At 60.8% G+C, this 15,903-nt stretch carries 15 protein-coding genes; 3 read left to right on the top strand and 12 right to left on the bottom strand.

The genetic code is table 11. From position 1 onward, the window contains the following. The first annotated feature begins 46 nt into the window (after positions 1 to 46). Complete coding sequence (locus AEQ67_RS02925) at positions 47 to 754, top strand: HPP family protein (RefSeq protein WP_059402389.1); 708 nt, start codon at positions 47 to 49, stop codon at positions 752 to 754. A gap of 194 nt (positions 755 to 948) precedes the next feature. Here AEQ67_RS02925 and astA read toward each other — a convergent pair whose 3' ends face one another. The 7 genes from astA to AEQ67_RS02890 all read right to left on the bottom strand — a co-directional run bounded on the left by astA (position 949) and on the right by AEQ67_RS02890 (position 6,849). Further along, complete coding sequence (gene astA, locus AEQ67_RS02920) at positions 949 to 1,983, bottom strand: arginine N-succinyltransferase (protein ID WP_059402388.1); 1,035 nt, start codon at positions 1,981 to 1,983, stop codon at positions 949 to 951. After that, complete coding sequence (gene ctlX / locus AEQ67_RS02915; protein WP_059402387.1) at positions 1,983 to 2,918, bottom strand: citrulline utilization hydrolase CtlX; 936 nt, start codon at positions 2,916 to 2,918, stop codon at positions 1,983 to 1,985. Before ctlX ends, astA begins: the two co-directional genes overlap by 1 nt. A 339-nt stretch (positions 2,919 to 3,257) precedes the next feature. Next, complete coding sequence (locus tag AEQ67_RS02910; protein WP_007974731.1) at positions 3,258 to 3,737, bottom strand: Lrp/AsnC family transcriptional regulator; 480 nt, start codon at positions 3,735 to 3,737, stop codon at positions 3,258 to 3,260. A gap of 12 nt (positions 3,738 to 3,749) precedes the next feature. Continuing rightward, entirely contained in the window at positions 3,750 to 4,511 is a 762-nt protein-coding gene (locus tag AEQ67_RS02905; protein WP_059402386.1) for an ABC transporter ATP-binding protein, read from the bottom strand. Positions 4,512 to 4,574: 63 nt separating this feature from the next. Continuing rightward, positions 4,575 to 5,285 (bottom strand): ABC transporter permease, encoded by a 711-nt coding sequence (locus tag AEQ67_RS02900; protein ID WP_059402385.1) that lies wholly within the window; start codon positions 5,283 to 5,285, stop codon positions 4,575 to 4,577. Then, positions 5,282 to 6,007, bottom strand: a complete 726-nt coding sequence (locus AEQ67_RS02895; RefSeq protein ID WP_059402384.1) for an ABC transporter permease — start codon at positions 6,005 to 6,007, stop codon at positions 5,282 to 5,284. Before AEQ67_RS02895 ends, AEQ67_RS02900 begins: the two co-directional genes overlap by 4 nt. 62 nt (positions 6,008 to 6,069) lie before the next feature. Then, positions 6,070 to 6,849, bottom strand: coding sequence for a transporter substrate-binding domain-containing protein (locus tag AEQ67_RS02890; protein WP_059402383.1), 780 nt, complete (start codon positions 6,847 to 6,849; stop codon positions 6,070 to 6,072). 494 nt (positions 6,850 to 7,343) lie between these two features. On the opposite strand from AEQ67_RS02890, the gene AEQ67_RS02885 reads away from it, so the two are divergent. Both AEQ67_RS02885 and AEQ67_RS02880 read left to right on the top strand, forming a co-directional pair. Further along, positions 7,344 to 8,450, top strand: coding sequence for an enoyl-CoA hydratase/isomerase family protein (locus AEQ67_RS02885; RefSeq protein WP_059402382.1), 1,107 nt, complete (start codon positions 7,344 to 7,346; stop codon positions 8,448 to 8,450). A 3-nt stretch (positions 8,451 to 8,453) separates the two neighbouring features. Next, the gene (locus tag AEQ67_RS02880; protein WP_059402381.1) at positions 8,454 to 9,605 is read left to right on the top strand and encodes an acyl-CoA dehydrogenase family protein; all 1,152 of its coding nucleotides are present in this window, start codon (positions 8,454 to 8,456) and stop codon (positions 9,603 to 9,605) included. A gap of 97 nt (positions 9,606 to 9,702) precedes the next feature. Here the strand turns inward: AEQ67_RS02880 and AEQ67_RS02875 are convergent, their stop codons facing one another. From AEQ67_RS02875 to AEQ67_RS02855, 5 genes are all read right to left on the bottom strand, one after another. Then, entirely contained in the window at positions 9,703 to 10,476 is a 774-nt protein-coding gene (locus tag AEQ67_RS02875; protein WP_059402380.1) for an enoyl-CoA hydratase, read from the bottom strand. 172 nt (positions 10,477 to 10,648) lie between these two features. Beyond that, entirely contained in the window at positions 10,649 to 11,776 is a 1,128-nt protein-coding gene (locus AEQ67_RS02870) for an acyl-CoA dehydrogenase (RefSeq protein WP_059402379.1), read from the bottom strand. 142 nt (positions 11,777 to 11,918) lie between these two features. After that, entirely contained in the window at positions 11,919 to 13,112 is a 1,194-nt protein-coding gene (locus tag AEQ67_RS02865; protein ID WP_059402378.1) for an acetyl-CoA C-acyltransferase, read from the bottom strand. Positions 13,113 to 13,124: 12 nt separating this feature from the next. Further along, positions 13,125 to 13,886 carry an SDR family NAD(P)-dependent oxidoreductase gene (locus AEQ67_RS02860; RefSeq protein WP_059402377.1) on the bottom strand — a complete coding sequence of 254 codons (762 nt, stop codon included), beginning with the start codon at positions 13,884 to 13,886 and terminating at the stop codon, positions 13,125 to 13,127. Between the two features lie 16 nt (positions 13,887 to 13,902). After that, positions 13,903 to 15,567, bottom strand: coding sequence for an AMP-binding protein (locus tag AEQ67_RS02855; RefSeq protein WP_059402376.1), 1,665 nt, complete (start codon positions 15,565 to 15,567; stop codon positions 13,903 to 13,905). Positions 15,568 to 15,903: the final 336 nt, after the last annotated feature.

Raw genomic sequence — 15,903 nt, 5'->3', positions numbered from 1 at the left:
GCCCTTTTTTTGCCTGGGTTTTTTTATTAACGGATCGATTTTTATCATGCTCGCTCGCTGGTTACCCGCCGCCATCAACACCCGCCCCTCGGAATGGAGCCGCGCGGCCATCGGTATGTCCCTGGGCACGCTGTTCAGCGTCTGGCTGTGCGCTCAGGTTTTCGGTATGGAAGTGGCCCAACACCTGATCGGCCCATTGGGTGCTTCGGCGGTGCTGCTGTTCGCCGTGTCCTCCGGCGCCCTCGCCCAGCCGTGGTCGATTCTGGGCGGCTACCTCTGCGCCGGGGTGGTTTCGCTGCTGGTGGCTCACGTGCTTGGGCGGACTTTGGGCAGCGCATGCCTGGCGGCTGGCATGGCGCTGATTCTGATGTGCTGGCTGCGTTGCCTGCACCCGCCAGCCGGGGCGTTGGCGCTGCTGTTAGTGTTGGCCGACCCGGCGACCATTGCCATGGACTGGAAAGCCCTCGGCCCGGTGATGCTCAGTGCGGCAACCATGCTGTTCAGCGCCCTGGTGTTCAATAACCTGACGCGCATTCGTTACCCCAAACGCGCCAGCGATCCGGTTGCCGTGGTGCCCGCTGATCATCCTCCGGTCGACAGCCAGGCGATCACCGCCCAAGACCTGAAACTGGCGTTGGCGGACATGGAAGCGTTCTTCGATGTCACGCCCGAAGACCTGGAACAACTGATCCACATCAGCGAACTGCATGCCAAACGGCGCAGCATCAGCGAAGTGCTCAGCAGCAGAACCTGACAGCGCCCACGCACCTTTTAACCTTGTCACCTGTAGCAGCTGTCGAGCCTGCGAGGCTGCGTTCGAGGACGCAGTCCTCGCAAATCCGGTGTATGCGATTTGTCTGATACACCGCATTGTATAAATTTACGACGGCTTCGCCGCCGAACGCAGCCTCGCAGGCTCGACAGCTGCTACAGGTTGGGTTGGATTGGTCAAGCGGCGGACTGTTGCCGGGCTGGCACCGCCAGGCTCACCGCGCGCACCGACGCGCCTGCACTCAATCCCAACGTTTTCGCAGTCTGCGCATCGACAATCAGCGTCCCGGCCGCCATCCGCGCCGGGGCCGCGGTAATTCGGCACTCGGCAAACTGGCGGTTATGAATCAGGTAAGTCGCCGCCTGTTCCCCCGGCGTGCCGATACTCAGTTGCAGCACCTGGCTGTCACGCACCGCACGGATATCCCCGGTGGCGCATTCAATCAATGGCCCGCCATCGAAGATATCGATGTAATCCCGGTGTTCGAATCCTTCAGCCTTGAGCATGCCCAGTGCCGGTTCGGTGTTGGGGTGAACCCGACCGATGACCGTTCGCGCCGCTTCCGGCAACAGGCAGGTCGGCAGCGGAAACTTCGGCATCAGCTCCGCGATGAAGGTCTTGTTGCCCAGGCCCGTCAGGTAATCGGCATCGGCAAAATCCATCTTGAAGAAGTGTCGCCCCAGGCCCTCCCAAAACGGTGAAACACCCTCTTCGTCCGAGTAGCCGCGCATCTCGGCAATCACCTTGTCACCAAATTGCTCGCGAAACTCTGCCAGAAACAGGAACCGCGCTTTCGACAACAAGCGGCCGTTCAGGCCGCTGCGGTGATCGGCATGCAGGAACAGCGAGCACAGCTCCGAATGGCCGGTCATGTCGTTGCCAAGGAACAACGTCGGCAATTGCTGATTGATCCCGAGGTTTTTCGATGCCGCGACAAACAGCCCCAGCCGATAGTTGTACCAGGGCTCACGCAAGCCGACCGCGCCGGCCAGTGCGCAAATACCGATCGCTTCCTGCTGGTCGTTCTCCAGCACAAACAGGTAGTCGGCATCAGCGCGTTGCGCCTCGCCGGCGAAGGTTTTCGCGGCCCACTCCAGACGCTGACGCAAGCGCGACGCATCGGCGGGCAAGGTGGTCAAACCGGTTCCAGCGCTATGGGCGAGGGCCAGCAGGGCCGGCAGATCTGCGGGTGTGGCGGGACGGACGATCATCACACTTGCTCCCTGGGAGTCTGGTGTTTGGGCAGAAACACCTCGGCCAACATGCAGCGTGCGCTGCCGCCGCCGATGCGTTCGATGGTGTCGATGTTGACCGGCAGCGGCGTGGTGTGGGCTTCGATCAAACGACGTTGGTCGGCCTCCAGCGACTGCCACGCCGTGCGCGACATCACCAGCAGCGGCTCGCCCGCGGCGTTGTGAACTTCCAGCATGTTGCCGGCGAAGGATTCCAGCTGCGCCCAGTTCAGGACGATCACCTGCTTGCCGCTGCCCTCGAGCCGCGAACGCAGGGCCAGACGTTCGCCGGGCTCTGTGACCGACGCCAGGCACGCCACGGCCAGGTGGGTGCCGACGCTCATCATCACGTTGGTGTGGTAAATCGCGACGCCCTGGCGGTCTACCGCGTTGAACGCGCACAGCTCGTAACCGAGATGATTGACCACTTGATCCAGCGCGCGGGCGTGGGTACGGGTGGAATAGCCGGCGTAGCAAATACGCTGCTGCCGATCCAGCACCATGCTGCCGGTGCCCTCCAGGAATACTTCCTGCTGTTCGAGACTGGACAGATCCAGCAACTGCTCGACCCGGTACTCGTCACGCAGCCAGTCGAGCACGCCCTTGTCCCGCTCCAGACGTCGGTTGTGGCCTTGCATCGGGTACAGCACCAATGTGCCGTCGGGATGGCTGCTCCACCAGTTGTTGGGGAAGATCGAGTCCGGGGTATGCGGCGCGTCACTATCGTTATGCACCCGGACTTCGACGCCATGGCTGCGCAGCGCGGCGACGTAGCCATCGAACTCTTGCAAGGCCTTGAGCTGCACGTCTTCGGACACGGCGGCCGGCTGTTGGAAACGGTTGTTCGCCGCCGTGTCCTGATTGAAGGAGAAACGTGTCGGGCGAATCATCAAAACGGTATTGGTGGTTTGCATGGGCACAGATTCAATGAGGGTTGAGAGAGGCTCATTGTCTGTTTCGGAGGCTGGAAAACCCGGTTGATACGGGGGTTTGTGGTGATGGAAACGGCTGAAGATGGTGGATCGTTCAGCCGATTCGGCGAGGCAACTTTCCGTGTAAACACCGAGCCTGTAGCAGCTGCCGAACCTGTAGCAGCTGCCGAGCCTGCGAGGCTGCGAGGCTGCGTTCGGCTGCGCAGCAGTCGTAAAATCAGCAAACGCGGTGATTCAGGTAGACCGCGTCATCAGGTTTTACGACGGCTTCGCCGCCGAACGCAGCCTCGCAGGCTCGGCAGCTGCTACAGGGTTGCGGCGTTACTCCATCGTGGTCTTGACCATCGCCAATTCCGGATGGCTGACCAGCTTGTCGATGTGCAAATCCGGGTCGTCGAACCAGACTTCGGTCAGCACCCGGTAATGCTCCATATCCCTGCAGCGCATGCGCAGGCTGTAGTCGAACGCACCGCTGATCAAACGGCATTCCAGCACCTGCGGACAGGCGCGGACCTTGGCCTCGAAGGCTTTTTGCGCTGCCCGCCCACTCTGGTTCGACAGCGCAACCAACACCAGCAACGACAAGCCTGGTGTGAGCTTCTTCTCATCGAGAATCGCCCCATACCCGCGAATGACCCCGAGCTGTTCGAGCTTGCGCACCCGTTCCAGGCATGGCCTGGGCGTCAAGTGCACGCGCTCGGACAGCTTTTGATAAGTGATGCGCCCTTCGTGGCGCAGCACTTCGATGATTGCCTGATCGATACGATCAAGCACGATCGACAGATCGCGGATGTCCGCCATGTACGTCTTGCCTCACTTCAAACGACCCGATAGAAATTGCTGTAAACGTTCACTGTTTGGCGCATCGAGGATCGTTGCATCACCCTGCTCCTCGACTCGTCCCTGATGCAAGAACAACACCTGGCTGGAGACCTGCCGGGCAAAACCCATTTCATGAGTCACCATCAACATGGTCCGGCCTTCTTCGGCCAGCGCCTGAATCACTTTCAATACTTCACCGACCAATTCCGGGTCGAGTGCCGAGGTCGGCTCATCGAACAACAGAATGTCCGGCTCCACCGCCAGCGCCCGGGCAATCGCCACCCGTTGTTGCTGGCCACCGGACAGAAACGCCGGGTATTGGTCGGCCACGCGTTGTGGCAATCCGACCTTGTCCAGATAGGCCCGCGCACTTTCTTCGGCAACCTTGCGGCTCACGCCCAACACCCGACACGGTGCCAGCACGATGTTCTCCAGTACCGTCAGGTGACTCCACAAATTGAAATGCTGGAACACCATCGCCAGGCGTGTGCGCAAGCGCTGCAACTGCTTCGGGTTGGCAACGCGCATGCCCCCGACGCCCTGACGCGTGAGAACGCGCTCGCCGTCCAGGGCGATGGCGCCTTCGTCCGCCCGCTCCAGGAAGTTGATGCAGCGCAGCATGGTGCTTTTACCCGAGCCGCTGGCGCCGATCATGCTCACCACATCGCCCGCCCGTGCGTTCAACGAGACGCCCTTGAGCACTTCATTGTCACCAAAACGTTTATACAGATTTTCAACCGTGAGTTTGTACATGCAAAAAACTCCTGCAGCAGCGCCGGTCGCGACGCTGCCCTGCTCTGTTCTGGAGAGAAAAAATCAGTGAGTCGGACCGAGGAAACTCAGCCAGCGCTTCTCCGCCAGCCGGAAGCCGCCGACCAGGCCGAACGACAAGGCGAGGTACAGCAGACCGGCGATGCCGAAGGCCTGAAAAGTCATGAAGGTTGCGGCGTTGGCGTCCCGAGCGATTTTGAGGATGTCGGGAATGGTCGCGGTGAACGCCACCGACGTCGCATGCAACATCAGGATCACTTCGTTGCTGTAATACGGCAGCGCCCGGCGCAACGCCGAAGGCAGAATCAGCCGCCAGTACAAGCGCCAGCCGCTCAGACCATAGGCGTGGGCCGCTTCGATTTCACCGTAGGGAATGCTGCGAATCGCCCCGGCGAAAATTTCCACGGTGTAGGCGCAGGTATTGAGCGTGAACGCCAGCAAAGTGCAATTCATCGCGTCACGAAAAAACGCTTCGAGCAGCGGTTGCGACCGCACGACGGCGATGCCGTAGATCCCGCTGTAGCAAATCAGCAACTGGATATACAGCGGCGTGCCGCGAAACACGTAGGTAAACAACTGAACCGGCCAGCGCAGCAATCCCCAGCGCGACACCCGCAGGATCGCCAGGGGCAGCGACAGGAAAAACCCCATGACGATGCTCGCCACCAGCAGCCACAAGGTCATGGCCAGACCGGTCAGGGTATCGCCATCGGTGAACAGAAAGGGTTTCCAGTATTCGGCAATCAACTCGATCATCGCGCCATCCCCCGCACACCCTGGTTGTAGCGCCGCTCCAGCACGCGCAAGACGTAGTTCGACGCGCTGGTAATCAGCAAGTACAGCGCCGCCGCCAGCAGCAGAAAGTCGAGCATGTTGAAGGTGCTTTTACCGGCCTCCTGCGCGACCTTGACCAGGTCCGACAAACCGATGATCGACACCAACGCCGTGGCCTTGAGCAACACCAGCCAGTTGTTGCCCAGGCTCGGCAAGGCAAAGCGCATCATCTGCGGGAACACCACGTAGCGAAAACGCTGCCAGCGGTTCAGGCCAAAACACGCGGCGGCTTCCTGCTGCCCGCGCGGCACGCTGAGGATCGCCCCGCGAAAGGTCTCGGTGAAGTACGCGCCGTAGATAAAGCCCAGGGTGATGATGCCGGCCACGAATGGATCGATTTCCATGTAGGCCCAGCCCATCGCCTCGGTCAGGCTGCTCAGCCAGCCTTGCAGGCTGTAGAAAATCAGCAGCATCAGCACCAGGTCCGGTACGCCACGAATCAATGTGGTGTAGAAGGTCGCGGGCAAGTTCAACAGCTTCAGCGGCGACAGTTTCGCCGCCGCCCCGAGCAGCCCCAGTGCCATGCTCACCAGCAGCGAGAGTGCCGACAATTTGAGAGTGACCCAGGTGCCGTGCAGCAACAAAGGGCCATAGCCTTGCAGGGCCGAAAGATCGACCCCGATCAGATTCAGGAAGGAATTCACGCCAGTCACCTGTCTTGAGGCGCCCGTACGGCCGCTGCGACACAGCGACCGGGGCGCGAGGATCAGTTGTTGTAGAGGTCCAGATCGCCGAAGTGTTTCTGCTGGATCTGCGCGTAGATGCCCTTGTCATGCAGGGCCTTGATGGCGGCATTGAGCATGCCTTTGAGCTCTTCGTTGTCCTTGCGCACACCGATGGCGATTTCCGACGGCACCATCGGGTCACTGATGCCTTCGCTGTTCTGGAAATCGGCGCCTTGCGGCGAGGTCAGGAAGCTCATTTGCGCTTGCAGTTTGTCCTGGATCGACGCATCGAGACGCCCATAAACCAGGTCGGCGTATACCTGATCCTGATTCTGATAGGCCTTGAGCTTCACCCCGCCCGGGCCCAGTTTGGCCTTGGCGTAGGTTTCCTGAATCGTGCCCTGCATATAGCCGATGGTCTTGCCCCGCAGGGACTCGGCGGTGGGCAACAAACCGGAATCCTTGCGCGTGACAATCGCGGTCGGCCCGGCGTACAGACGGTCGGTGAAATCGATCTGTTTCTTGCGCGTCTCGGTGACGGTCATCGAGGACTCGATGGCGTCGAACTTGCCGGCCTTGAGGCCCGGAATCAGCCCATCAAAGTCATTGCTGACCCACACGCAGGTCAGCTTCAATTCGGCGCAGATCGCATTGCCCAGGTCCACGCCAAAGCCCTGCACACCGCCATCGGCGGTGGTGGACTCAAAAGGCGGATAGCTGGGGTTGACGCCGAATCGCAACTCTTTCCATTCCTTGGCGCTGGCGCCGGTGGAGCAGCACAGCAACGCGAGTGCCGGCAAGGTCAGCCATTTGATGTTCATCTTCTTGAGTCCCGGATTATTTTGATTTATCGCGGCCGGCGCCTACGCCGAACCACACTTTTTTGACAGGGGCAGAGAGTCGATGCGGTGTTTACCGCAGCCGTATTTGTTGTTGTTTTCGACGGGTCCTGGCCAGTCGTCGGGGTGCAGTCCGTTCCAGGCGCACTGCAAGAAGCGCTTGAAATGGACCGCCAGAATGCCAATTGCCGGGACGGCGCTGGTGTCGTAAATCCCTGTCCAGACAGCTCAACTGTGCTGAACGAAGGCGTTTCACAGCCGATTCTGTCGTCGACCGTAATAGATCGAAAATATCGATCGTGCACGACCTGTAGGATCTGCCGAAGGCTGCGATCTTTTGATCTACCCCTTAAGGTAAAAATGCACAGGCAAGCTGCACTTTTCCGGGTTGTACATCACAAATTTGCACTGGTACGATCCACCATCGCTCGCGCGCGAGCTTCTCTATAAAGAACAATAAAAGCAGGGAGTTAGTGATGACTGCTCAGGTTTCATCGAAGGGGACTTCGTCCATGGATGCCACGCAAAACGAAGTGCTGGCCGAGGTTCGCAACCACATCGGTCACCTGACCCTGAATCGCCCCGCCGGCCTCAACGCCATCACCCTGGACATGGTGCGCAACCTGCAGCATCAGCTCGATGCCTGGGCTCAGGATCCGCAGGTGTATGCGGTGGTGTTGCGCGGTGCCGGCGAGAAAGCTTTCTGTGCCGGTGGCGATATCCGCTCGCTGTATGACAGCTATAAAAGCGGCGACACGCTGCACCAGGATTTCTTCGTCGAGGAATACGCCCTCGATCTCGCGATCCACCATTACCGCAAACCGGTGCTGGCCTTGATGGACGGTTTTGTCCTCGGCGGCGGCATGGGCCTGGTGCAAGGCGCCGACCTGCGAGTTGTCACCGAGAAAAGCCGCCTGGCGATGCCGGAAGTGGGCATCGGTTATTTCCCGGATGTCGGTGGCAGCCACTTCCTGTCGCGCGTGCCGGGTGAACTGGGTATTTACCTCGGCGTCAGCGGCGTGCAGATTCGCGCCGCCGATGCGCTCTACTGCGGCCTGGCCGACTGGTATCTGGAAAGCGCCAAACTGGGCACGCTGGACGAACAGCTCGACCAGTTGCAATGGCACGAAACGCCGCTCAAGGACCTTCAAGGCCTGTTGGCAAAACTCGCGGTGCAACAGTTGCCCGACGCGCCGCTGATGGCGCTGCGCCCGGCCATCGATCACTTCTTCGCCCTGCCCGATGTGCCGAGTATTGTTGAGCAACTGCGAGCAGTCACCGTCGCCGACAGCCATCAATGGGCCATTGCCACGGCTGATCTGCTGGAAAGCCGTTCGCCACTGGCCATGGGCGTGACCCTGGAAATGCTGCGTCGCGGTCGGCACCTGAGCCTGGAAAACTGCTTCGCCCTTGAGCTGCACCTGGACCGCCAGTGGTTCGAGCGCGGCGACCTGATCGAAGGCGTGCGTGCCTTGCTGATCGACAAAGACAAGAACCCGCGCTGGAACCCGCCGACCTTGCAGGCGCTGGACGCCGAGCACGTCGCGAGTTTTTTCACCGGGTTCAACCACAGCGGGAGCTGAGCCATGCACGATATCGAATTGAGCGAAGAGCAAGTGATGATCCGCGACATGGCCCGGGATTTTGCCCGTGGTGAAATCGCGCCCCACGCCCAGGCCTGGGAAAAGGCCGGCTGGATCGATGACGGCCTGGTCGCGAAGATGGGCGAACTGGGACTGCTGGGCATGGTGGTGCCTGAGGAATGGGGCGGCACCTATGTCGACTACGTCGCCTACGCCTTGGCGGTGGAAGAGATTTCTGCCGGTGACGGCGCCACCGGTGCGCTGATGAGCATCCACAACTCGGTCGGCTGCGGGCCGGTGCTCAACTACGGCACTGAAGAACAGAAACAGACCTGGTTGCCGGATCTGGCCAGCGGCCAGGCCATCGGCTGCTTCTGCCTGACCGAACCCCAGGCCGGTTCCGAAGCCCACAACCTGCGCACCCGCGCTGAACTGCGCGACGGCCAGTGGGTGATCAACGGCGCCAAGCAATTCGTCAGCAACGGCAAACGGGCGAAACTGGCGATCGTGTTTGCCGTGACCGATCCGGACCTGGGCAAGCGTGGCATCTCGGCGTTCCTGGTGCCGACCGATACCGCAGGCTTCATCGTTGATCGCACCGAACACAAGATGGGCATCCGCGCTTCCGACACCTGCGCAGTGACCCTGAGCAATTGCACGATTCCTGAAGCCAACCTGCTGGGTGAACGCGGCAAGGGACTGGCGATTGCCCTGTCGAACCTTGAAGGCGGGCGCATCGGCATCGCGGCGCAGGCATTGGGCATTGCCCGTGCGGCGTTCGAAGCGGCGCTGGCTTATTCTCGTGACCGGGTGCAGTTCGACAAGCCGATCATCGAGCACCAGAGCATCGCCAATATGCTCGCGGACATGCACACCCGGTTGAACGCGGCGCGGCTGTTGATCCTGCACGCGGCACGGTTGCGCAGTGCCGGCAAGCCGTGTCTGTCGGAGGCGTCGCAGGCCAAGCTGTTTGCGTCAGAAATGGCCGAGAAGGTCTGCTCGTCGGCGATGCAGATTCATGGCGGGTATGGGTATCTGGAGGATTACCCGGTTGAGCGCTACTACCGGGATGCGCGGATTACGCAGATTTATGAAGGGTCGAGCGAGATACAACGGATGGTGATTGCCCGGGAGCTCAAGCACTATCTGGTTTGAAGTCTTAAAAGCTTCGCTGGCAAGCCAGCTCCTACAAGGATATGCATTCCCCTGTAGGAGCTGGCTTGCCAGCGAAAGCGTCCGCGAGAACGCTACATTACTTGCCGACGAACTCCGCCTCACGCTTGGCAATAAACGCCGCCATCCCTTCTTTCTGATCCTGCGTCGCAAACGCCGCATGGAACACCCGACGTTCAAAGCGCACGCCTTCCGACAGGCTCACTTCAAACGCGCGGTTAACGCTTTCCTTGATCATCATCGCGATCGGCAACGATTTCTTGGCGATCAACGCCGCGACTTTCAGCGCTTCTTCCAGCAACTCATCCGCTGGCACGATCCGCGCAACAATCCCGCAACGCTCCGCTTCCACCGCGTCGATCAGTCGACCGCTGAGGCACATTTCCATGGCCTTGGCCTTGCCCACCGCGCGGGTCAGGCGCTGGGTGCCGCCCATGCCTGGCAGTACGCCAAGGTTGATTTCCGGCTGGCCGAATTTGGCGTTGTCGCCGGCCAGAATGAAGTCGCACATCAGCGCCAGTTCACAACCACCGCCCAGGGCAAAACCGTTGACCGCCGCAATGATCGGCTTGCGACGGTTGGCCACGCGATCGCTGTCGCTGAACAGGTCGTCGAGGTAGATCTGCGGATAGGTCAGCTCGGCCATTTCCTTGATGTCGGCACCGGCGGCGAAGGCTTTTTTCGAGCCGGTCAGGACGATGCAGCCGATGTTCGAATCGGCTTCCAGGCCATCGAGGGCATGGTTCAATTCGCTGACGATTTGCGCATTCAACGCGTTCAAGGCTTGCGGACGGTTGAGCGTGATCAGGCCAACTCGACCGTGGGTTTCCAACAAAATCGTTTCGTAACTCATACTTCACTCCTGCTTTGCATAAGACCCGATCCCCCCGTAGGAGCTGTCGAGTGAAACGAGGCTGCGATCTTTTGATGTTTCTTTTTAAAGACAAGATCAAAAGATCGCAGCCTCGTTTCACTCGACAGCTCCTACAGCTCCTACAGCTCCTACAGGTCCTACGGGGGTTCCTTTAGAGATTGCGCGAAATGACCATGCGCTGAATATCGCTGGTGCCTTCGTAGATCTGGCAGACCCGCACGTCGCGGTAGATCCGCTCCAGTGGAAAATCGTTCAAGCAACCGTAACCGCCGAGGGTTTGCAACGCCGAGGAGCAGACTTTCTCAGCCATTTCCGAAGCGAACAGCTTGGCCATCGACGCTTCGACCAGCGCCGGTTTGCCGCTGTCTCTCAGCGCCGCCGCGTAATGCACCATCTGCCGGGCGACGGCGATTTGGGTCGCCATGTCCGCAAGGCGGAATGCGACGGCCTGGTGTTCGATGATCGGCTTGCCGAAGCTTTCACGCTCGCGGGCGTAGTCGCGGGCCGCTTCGAAGGCGGCGCGGGCCATGCCCACCGATTGCGAAGCGATGCCGACACGGCCGCCTTCAAGGTTGGCCAGGGCGATTCGATAACCTTCGCCCTCCTCGCCCAACCGGTTGGCTACCGGCACTTTCACGTCTTCGAACAGAATCTGGCAGGTGTCGGAGGCATGCTGGCCGAGCTTGTCTTCGACCCGCGCGACTTTGTAGCCGGGTGAATCGGTGGGCACGATCAGCGCGGTGATCCCGCGTTTACCGGCACTCGGGTCGGTCACGGCGAACACGATCACCACACCGGCATTCTGCCCGGAGGTGATGAACTGTTTGCAGCCGTTGAGCACGTAGTGATCGCCGTTCAACCTGGCGCGGGTCTTCAGGCCGCTGGCATCGGAACCGGCCTGGGGTTCGGTCAGCGCAAAGGCGCCAAGCATCGAACCGCTGGCCAATGGCTTGAGGAAGCGTTCTTTCTGTTCATCGGTGCCGTACTTGAGGATCGGCACGCAACCCACCGAGTTGTGCACGCTCATGATGGTCGAGCAGGCGCCATCGCCGGCGGCGATTTCTTCCAGGGCCATGGCGTAGGCCAGGTAACCGGTGTCGCAACCGCCCCACTGCTCCGGCACCAACATGCCGAAAAAGCCCAGTTCGGCCATCTCGCCGATGGCTTCCTTGGGGAAGCGGTGTTCGCGGTCCCATTCAGCGGCGAACGGTTTCAGCCGTTCCTGGGCGAATTGCCGGGCCGCGTCGCTGATCTGCAGTTGTTCGTCATTGGGAATCATGGTGAATCCTTAAAATCAAGTTGAAACGCAAGACCTTGTGGGAGCGGGCTTGCCCGCGATAGCGATCTGTCAGACGACATCGTGGGCGTCTGGAACACCGCCATCGCGGGCAAGCCCGCTCCCACAGGGGTTGGCGTCAGCCTCAATACAGGCATTCCACGGCCATGGCCGTGGCTTCGCCGCCGCCGATGCAGATGGCTGCAACGCCGCGTTTCAGGCCTTTCTGGCGCAGGGCCGAGAGCAAGGTCACGAGGATCCGCGCGCCGGACGCACCGATCGGGTGACCCAGGGCGCAGGCGCCACCGTGTACGTTGATTTTCTCGTGGGGAATTTCCAGTTTGGTCATGGTGACCAGGCTGACCACCGCGAACGCTTCGTTGACTTCGACCAGATCGACTTCGTCCAGGGACCAGCCGGTTTTCTTCAGCAGCTTCTTGATTGCGCCCACCGGGGCCACCGGGAACAGGCCCGGGGTGTCGGCAAACGCCGCGTGGCCGTGAATCACCGCCAGCGGCTTGAGGCCGCGTTTTTCCGCTTCGGAACGACGCATCAACACCAATGCCGCCGCGCCATCGGAGATCGAACTGGAGTTCGCCGCCGTCACGGTGCCGCCCTCGCGGAACGCCGGTTTCAGCGAAGCGATCTTGTCCAGTTTGGCTTTTGGTGGCTGCTCGTCGTTGCTGATCAGCACCTGCTCTTTGCCGACCGTCACGGTCAGCGGGACGATCTCGTCCTTGAAGCTGCCATCTTTGATCGCCTGCTGGGCACGGGTGGTCGAAGCAATGGCAAATGCATCCTGGGCTTCGCGGGTGAAACCATTGGTTTCGGCACAATCTTCGGCAAAGGTTCCCATCAGGCGACCTTTGTCATAGGCGTCTTCCAGACCGTCGAGGAACATCGAATCGAGCACCCGGCCGTGGCCCATGCGGTAGCCGCTGCGGGCGCGGTCCAGCAGGTACGGCGCATTGGACATGCTTTCCATGCCACCGGCGACCACCACGTCGGCGCTGCCGGCGACCAGCATGTCGTGAGCGAGAATCGCCGCTTCCATGCCCGAACCGCACATCTTGTTCAGGGTGGTGCAACGGGTGGATTTATCCAGCCCGGCGCCGAGTGCGGCCTGACGTGCAGGTGCCTGGCCGAGACCGGCGGGCAGTACGCAGCCAAACAGCACTTCTTCAACCGCATCCGGCGCAATCCCGGCGCGTTCAACCGCAGCTTTGATCGCTGCCGCACCGAGCTGCGGCGCGGGCAGGCTTTTCAGTTCGCCCTGGAAACCACCCATCGGGGTACGAACGGCGCTGACGATAACGATTGGATCGTTGGCAATAGTCATGACAAATCCTCCTTATTTGGCGGCCATGCGCAAGGCACCGTCGAGACGGATCACCTCGCCATTGAGCATGCTGTTTTCAATGATATGCCTGACCAGCGCGGCATACTCGTCCGGTTTGCCCAGGCGCGGCGGGAACGGCACGCCAGCGGCCAGTGATGCGCGAACTTCCGGGGTCATGCCGGCCATCATCGGGGGTTCGAAAATGCCCGGGGCTATGGTCATCACACGGATGCCAAAGCGCGCCAGTTCGCGGGCGGCGGGCAAGGTCAGGCTGACGATCGCGCCTTTGGAGGCGGCGTAGGCGGCTTGACCAATCTGGCCGTCGTACGCGGCTGCCGAGGCGGTGTTGATGATCACACCGCGCTCGCCGTCGGCATCGGCTTCGGTTTCGGCAATCGCCGCCGACGCCAGGCGCAGCATGTTGAAGCTGCCGATCAGGTTGACGTTGATCACCTGGCTGAAACTGGCCAAGGCGTGCGGGCCGTTCTTGCCAAGGATCTTCTCGCCACGCACGATGCCGGCGCAGTTGACCAGACCGTTGAGGCCGCCGAAGGCTTTGACCGTGGCCTGCACCGCCGCTTCAGCCTCTGCTTCGTTGCTGATGTCCGCCACCACACTTTTCGCGCCGAGACGTTCAGCTTGAGCGGCAACCGCTTCGGCGTTCATGTCCACCAGCATCACGTTGGCGCCAGCCGCGACCAGCATTTCAGCGGTGGCCGCGCCCAGGCCGGACGCACCGCCGGTGACGAGAAAAACCTTGTTTTCGATCTGCATCATTGTTTCCTTGGATTCAAGCTGAAACGTTCTTCGCGGCGGCCTCTTGAGCCTTGGCGATTTCCTGGTTGCGCAAGATAAAGCGCTGCAATTTGCCGCTTGGGGTTTTCGGCAACTCGCTGACAAATTCGATTTCACGGGGGTACGAATGCGCGGCCAGACGCTTGCGCACGTGTTGGCGCAGCTCCTCGGCCAGTTCCGGTGTTGCACGGTATTGCGAGCAAATCACCACGAAGGCTTTCACCAGCTCGGTGCGTTCCGGATCTGGCTTGCCGACCACGGCGGCTTCAATCACGGCCGGGTGTTCGATCAACGCGCTTTCCACGTCGAACGGGCCGACGCGGTAACCGGAAGTGGTGATCACATCGTCACTGCGCCCGACAAAGCTGATGCTGCCGTCCGGGTTCCACTCGACGGTGTCGCCGCTCAGGTAATAATTGCCGACGAAGGCTTTGGTGGGTGCACCTTCGTAACCGGCGAACCAGCACATCGGCGACTCGGTGCGGTCGATGGCTAGAATGCCGGGCTCGCCGACGCCCAGTTCCTTGTACTCGTCATCCAGCACCACAATACGGTGGCCCGGCGAGGCAAAACCGGCGGCGCCCATGTGGATCGGGTGTTCCAGCGCGTGGTGATTGCACAGGACCATGCCCAGTTCGGTCTGCCCGTAGTGGTCGTGAATCACCACGCCAAGGTTGTCGGCGAACCAGCGGATGACTTCCGGGTTCAGCGGCTCGCCAGCGCTGCTGACGATGCGCAGCTTGCCCTTGATCGACTTGGCGAATTCATCGCCGCCAGCGATCAGCAAACGATAGGCCGTCGGCGAACCGGTGAGGTTGGTGATCCCGTATTTGTTGATCACCCGGCAGGTGCTTTCGAGGGTGAACGGGCCATCGTAAAAGGTGATCGGATGCCCCATCGACATCGGCCCGGTGACACCGAAATAGATGCCGTAGGCCCAGCCCGGATCGGCGACGTTCCAGAATGCATCTTCGGGGCGCAGGTCGACGGCGTCGCGGGTGTAACTCTGGAACGCGACGATGGCTTTGAGCGGCACCGACAGCGCTTTCGACGGGCCGGTGGTGCCCGAGGTGAACATCAGCAGGAACGGGTCTTCGCCGGTCAGCAGCACCGGTTCGCACTCGGGGGAATAGTTGGCCAGTTCGGCCCAGAAACTGTAATCGCCGCGAACAATGCCCTGGCCTTTGGGGCCGGCGACGGTGACGATGGTCGGGCAGTCGGCGACTTCAGCGAGTTTGCTGCGATTGACCGCGTCGGTTACCACCACTTTGGCGCCGGAGCAGCCGAGGCGGTGTTCGATGGCTTTCGGGCCGAAGGCGGTAAACAGCGGTTGATAGACCGCACCGATGCGCCAGGTGGCGAACACGGTAATCAGTAATTCGATGTTGCGTGGCAAGAGGCCGGCGACCTTGTCGCCCTTCTTCACGCCCTGGGCCAGGAGGAAATTGGCAAAACGCGCGGCTTTGTCCTGCAAGTCGCTGAAGGTGTATGTCGCGCCGCTGCCGTCGCGGCCTTCCCAGAACAGCGCGATGCGCCCCGGCAAGGCATGCCGGTCGCAACACTCGACGCAGGCGTTGAGTGCGGTCAAATCGCCCGCGAGCGCGGCGTCGACGGTGTGCTGATAATTGAACTGTGATGTAGCAGACAAGTAATCGCGCATTGCCAGAATCCCTCTGTATTTTTATTAGGTGGGGGGAACCTTGATTTACGGGGAAATACTCGCTCTGCGCGGGGGGTGGGGCAATGGTCAAAGCTATCAAGTTGCTTGACTGGTTTGGCCAAGGTTGGAGAGGTTTGGCGCCTGGGCGGCCGCCATCGCGGGCAAGCCCGCTCCCACAGGTCATGTGTCAATTTTGAAAACGTACAAATCCTGTGGGAGATTCTATGGTTGAGGGGAAGCCCTCAACCAGCTTTGGGTTGGTATTCGCCCTGTCCTTTCAGTAGAGCGAATACGATCCGAGCAAGCTTGCGAGCCAGTATCACCAATGCCTGAGTG

Source organism: Pseudomonas sp. RIT-PI-q, assembly GCF_001297125.1.
Classification (GTDB): Bacteria; Pseudomonadota; Gammaproteobacteria; order Pseudomonadales; family Pseudomonadaceae; genus Aquipseudomonas.
The sequence above is the reverse complement of the archived record's forward strand: the minus strand, read 5'-3'. Positions and strand labels throughout refer to the sequence as shown.